Annotated in this window: 5 protein-coding genes; all 5 read right to left on the bottom strand. The window is 75.1% G+C overall.

Going from position 1 to position 4,286, the window contains the following annotated elements; genetic code table 11:
- Positions 1 to 54 precede the first annotated feature (54 nt).
- The 5 genes from AB0I88_RS40990 to cbiE all read right to left on the bottom strand — a co-directional run bounded on the left by AB0I88_RS40990 (position 55) and on the right by cbiE (position 4,181).
- Positions 55 to 621, bottom strand: a complete 567-nt coding sequence (locus AB0I88_RS40990) for a hypothetical protein (protein WP_361037660.1) — start codon at positions 619 to 621, stop codon at positions 55 to 57.
- 22 nt (positions 622 to 643) lie between these two features.
- Positions 644 to 1,261, bottom strand: coding sequence for a hypothetical protein (locus tag AB0I88_RS40995; protein WP_361037662.1), 618 nt, complete (start codon positions 1,259 to 1,261; stop codon positions 644 to 646).
- Between the two features lie 54 nt (positions 1,262 to 1,315).
- Positions 1,316 to 2,092, bottom strand: a complete 777-nt coding sequence (locus tag AB0I88_RS41000) for a cobalt-precorrin-6A reductase (protein WP_361037664.1) — start codon at positions 2,090 to 2,092, stop codon at positions 1,316 to 1,318.
- A gap of 143 nt (positions 2,093 to 2,235) precedes the next feature.
- Positions 2,236 to 2,979, bottom strand: coding sequence for a precorrin-4 C(11)-methyltransferase (gene cobM / locus AB0I88_RS41005; protein ID WP_361037666.1), 744 nt, complete (start codon positions 2,977 to 2,979; stop codon positions 2,236 to 2,238).
- On the bottom strand, positions 2,976 to 4,181 hold the full coding sequence (gene cbiE, locus AB0I88_RS41010; protein WP_361037668.1) for a precorrin-6y C5,15-methyltransferase (decarboxylating) subunit CbiE: 1,206 nt from the start codon (positions 4,179 to 4,181) through the stop codon (positions 2,976 to 2,978). Before cbiE ends, cobM begins: the two co-directional genes overlap by 4 nt.
- Positions 4,182 to 4,286 lie beyond the last annotated feature (105 nt).

The raw sequence follows: 4,286 nt of genomic DNA on the forward strand, positions 1-4,286 counted from the left end.
CGGCCGGCTCGTTCCGCCAGCGCACCGAACTCACCGCGACGCAGAAGAAGATCCTCACCGCACTCGGCCTGCCCGAACCCCGCCGGATCTTCGGGCCGCGCCCCGGCGGCGGTGCGACCGGTGATCGCGGGCCGCGGCGGCACACGTCTCGATCCGGCGGCGCAGCGCGGCGTACAGATAGGGGTCGTCGATCGGCGCCTGCCCCGGGTGGGTGTCCCGGTCCCAGCGGCGGCGCAGCCGGCGCAGCACGGCGACGGCGAGCAGCGCCGCCCAGAGCCCGGCGACCACCACCACGGCCAGCGGCACGGGCCGGACCGCCCCGGCGCCGCCCATCCACAGCAGCGCGCCCGTCACACCGCACCAGGTGAGTGTCCCGAGCAGGACCGCGGCCGGATCGGCGAGCCCCACCGTGGCGGAACCGCCGGCGGCCCGCACCCGGTGCCGGGCCTGCGCGAGCCGCGCGAAGACCACCTGGTCGGGCCGGTCCGCCACCCAGTCCCGGCCCTGCGCGTCGGTGATCACCGCGTCCAGGTCCCGCACGATGTGCCGCAGCCGCGGCGCGACCGTCCCGGAGAACGGATCGTTGCGCCTCAGCAGCCGCCGCGACGTCCCGTCTCTCATGCCGGCCCCCTCGACGGTTCGCTCACGGCAGGTCCTTCCGCAGCTCGCCCAGATGACGTTCCAGGCAGTCGACGGCCTGGCAGAGCAGCAGGTCGGCGTGGGCCAGGCGACGGATCACCGGATCGGTGCGGATCGCCCGCCGCAGGTGGGGGACCGTCCACCGGCCGGCGCCGGCCTGCCGCAGTGCCGCCGACACGAGCCGCACCCGGGCCCGCAGCAGCCGTTCCGGGACCTCGGCCAGCGCGACGGCGCCACGGGCGGGGACCGGCGGTGGGCCCAGCCGCCGTCGGCCCAGCAGGAGCCGCACCCGGCGGCCCGCCCACGGCCCCGCGGCCAGCGTGCCGAGCAGCGCGAGACCGCACACCGCGAGCACCCCGGCCGCGCCGAGACCCAGCGCCCCGGCCGCCGCCGCGGACAGCGCGACCACCCCGAACGTCACCACCGTCACCGCCGCCACCCACACCGGGGCGGCCATCATGCCGGCGGCCTCGACCAGGGCGCCGTCGAGAGCGGTCAGCCGGGTGCACGCCGAGCGGAGCCAGACCTGACCGGCGCCGGCCGCGTCGCCGACCTCGGCAAGTCCGTCCGCCACCAGCGCGCGCACGGCGGTCAGTTCGGCATGCAGGGCGCGGCCAGACATGCTTCGAGCCTCGCATCGTGACGCCGGGCGCGCAGCCCCCGGGACCGTCGTGTTTCAGCGCGCGCGGGCCCGCAGCCAGATCACCGCGTCCTCCGCCGTGGGCACCGCCGGCACGTCCGGGACCGGCGGCCGGTCCACCACGATCACCGGCACGCCCAGCTCACCGGCCGCCACCAGCTTGGCGCGCGAGCCCCCACTGTCCTTCGTGACCAGTACGCCGATCCGGTGCCGCAGCATCAGCTCCCGCTCGCCCGGCACCGCGAACGGCCCCCGGTCGAGCAGCACCTGCAGATTCCGGGGTGTCACTCCGGTGGGTGGTTCCACCGACCGGGCCAGGAACCAGCACTCGTCCAGCCCCGCGAACGCCGCGATGCCCTGCCGCCCGGTGGTGAGGAAGACCCGCCGCCCGAGCCGGGGCAGCAGTCCGGCGGCGGCCGGCAGCGACGCGACCCGGTGCCACTGGTCGCCCGGCCCGGCGGTCCAGCCGGGCCGTCGCACCGCCAGCAGGGGTACGCCCACCGCCGCGCACGCCCCGGCCGCGTGCCCGCTCATCGTCGCCGCGAACGGATGGGTCGCGTCCACCACCACGTCGATCGCCGCGTCCCGCAGATAGCCGGCCAGCCCGTCCACCCCGCCGAACCCGCCGATCCGCAGGTCCCCGGCGGGCCGCAGCGGATCGCTGGTCCGCCCGGCCAGGGAGGTGATCACCGTGTGGTCGCCCGCGAGGAGCCCGGCCAGCCGCCGCGCCTCGGTGGTCCCGCCCAGCAGCAGGATCCTCTCAACGCCGTCCCCACGGATGAATCCCGGAGGATTTCCCAGTTCAGACCGCATCCGGTCCACCGTCCGAAGGGGTGGCTCGCATGTCTGATGTCGTCAGCACCGGCACGGTTGCGCTCCGCCGTGTTGAGGTCTCCCTCACGGCATCGATCCTGTGATTCGCGGCTCCGAAGATCAAGGTCTGTCCCGAAAGGTCCTCATGACCGGCAGCGGTCCGCCGAGTACAGGTGGCTGTCCGGGAACTGTCCGGCGGTGAGCGCCGCGCCCACCACGATGACGGCGGTCCGGCGTACCCCCGCGTCCTTGACCTTGGCGGCGATGTCGGTGAGCGTACCGCGGAGAACGACCTCGTCGGGCCGGCTGGCCCGGGCCACCACCGCGACCGGGCAGTCCGGCCCGTAGTTGCCGACCAGTTCGGCCGTCACCGCGTCGATCCGGTGGACGGCGAGGTGCAGCACCATGGTGGCCCGGCCGGCGCCGAGGGTGGCCAGGTCCTCGCCGGGCGGCATGGCGGTGGCCCGCTCGGCGGTCCGGGTGAGAATGACCGTCTGCGCCACCTCGGGCACGGTGAACTCCCGCTTCAGCGCGGCGGCGGCCGCCGCGAAGGACGGCACTCCGGGCGTCACCTCGTAGGGGATGCCGGCCGCGTCCAGCCGCCGCATCTGCTCGGCGACCGCACTGAACACCGACGGGTCCCCGGAGTGCAGCCGGGCCACGTCCAGGCCGGCCTCGTGCGCCGCGGTGATCTCGGCGACGATCTGGTCGAGCGTGAGATCCCGGGTGTCGACCTTGCGGGCGCCCGGCGGGCAGGCCTCCAGCAACTCGACCGGGACCAGGCTGCCGGCGTAGAGGCAGACCGGCGACGACGCGATCAGCCGGTGGCCGCGCACCGTGATCAGATCGGCGGCGCCCGGCCCCGCGCCGATGAAGTGGACGGTCAACGCGTCACCGCCCAGATCGTCACCGGCATGAACGAGCGCCAGCCGGTGAACCCGCCGACCGGCGAACCGCGCTGCACGGTGATCCGGGTCAGTTCGCCGCCGAGTTTCGCGTACCCGGCCGCCAGCACCGCCTCCGACTCGACCGTCACCGCGTTCGCCACCAGCCGCCCGCCGGGGCGCAGCGCGGCGAGGCAACGGTCCAGCACGCCGTCGCGGGTCAATCCGCCTCCTATGAAGATCGTGTCCGGTTCCGGCAGCCCGTCGAGGGCTTCCGGGGCCCGCCCGTGCACCACACGCAGGCCGGGTACGCCGAGCGCGGCCGCGTTCGCCGTGACGGTGGCCGCCCGCTCGGCCGACGACTCGATCGCGACCGCCCGGCAGGACGGGTGCACGCGCGCCCACTCGATGCCGATGCTGCCCGACCCGGCGCCGACGTCCCACAGCAGACGGCCCGGCGCGGGCGCCAGCGCGGCCAGGGTGACGGCCCGTACCTCGCGTTTGGTGAGCTGCCCGTCTCCCTGGTAGCGGTCGTCCGGCAGGCCGGGCGTGATCGGCAGCTCCGGGCCGTCGCCGCACTCGATCGCGACGACGTTGAGCGGATCGCCCGCCGGGAGCACCCAGCCGTCGGCGGTCCCGGTCACGGCGCGTTCGCCCGGACCGCCCAGCTGCTCCAGGACGGTCATCGAGGCCGAGCCGTGGCCGCGCGCGGCGAGCAGTGCGGCGACCGCCGCCGGGGTGGCCGCGCCGGCCGACAGCACCAGGATCCGCCGACCGGGATTGATCAGCCGGCCCAGCGTCTCGACCGGCGCTGTGACCAGGCTCACCACGTCGACGGCGGCCAGGTCCCAGCCGAGGCGGGCCGCCGCCAGCGACACCGACGACGGATGCGGCACCACCCGGACCCGCTCCGCCCCCAGCAGACGCACCAGAGTGGACCCGATCCCGTGGAACATCGGATCACCGCTGGCCAGCACGCACACCCGGCGCCCACGCTCCGCCTCGATCAGCCCGGGCAACGCCGGGACCAGCGGAGACGGCCACGGCACGCGACGCGCGGTCACCCCCTCCGGAAGCAGGCCGAGCTGACGGCCGCCGCCGAGTACCACCTCCGCCCCGAGCAGGGCGGCGTGGGCCGTACCGGAGAGATCCGGCCACCCGCCGGCGCCGATGCCGATCACGGTGACCACGTCCTGGCGTTCCATGCCCTGAACCTAGCTTGTGATTAAACCTTTTGTTGGTTGTTGTGGCTGGTTGTCGCGTTCTGGTGTTCGGTCTTGCCGACCGGTGGGTGTGGCCTGACGTGCTTG

It is taken from the genome of Actinoplanes sp. NPDC049802 (assembly GCF_040656595.1).
Lineage (GTDB): Bacteria > Actinomycetota > Actinomycetes > Mycobacteriales > Micromonosporaceae > Actinoplanes.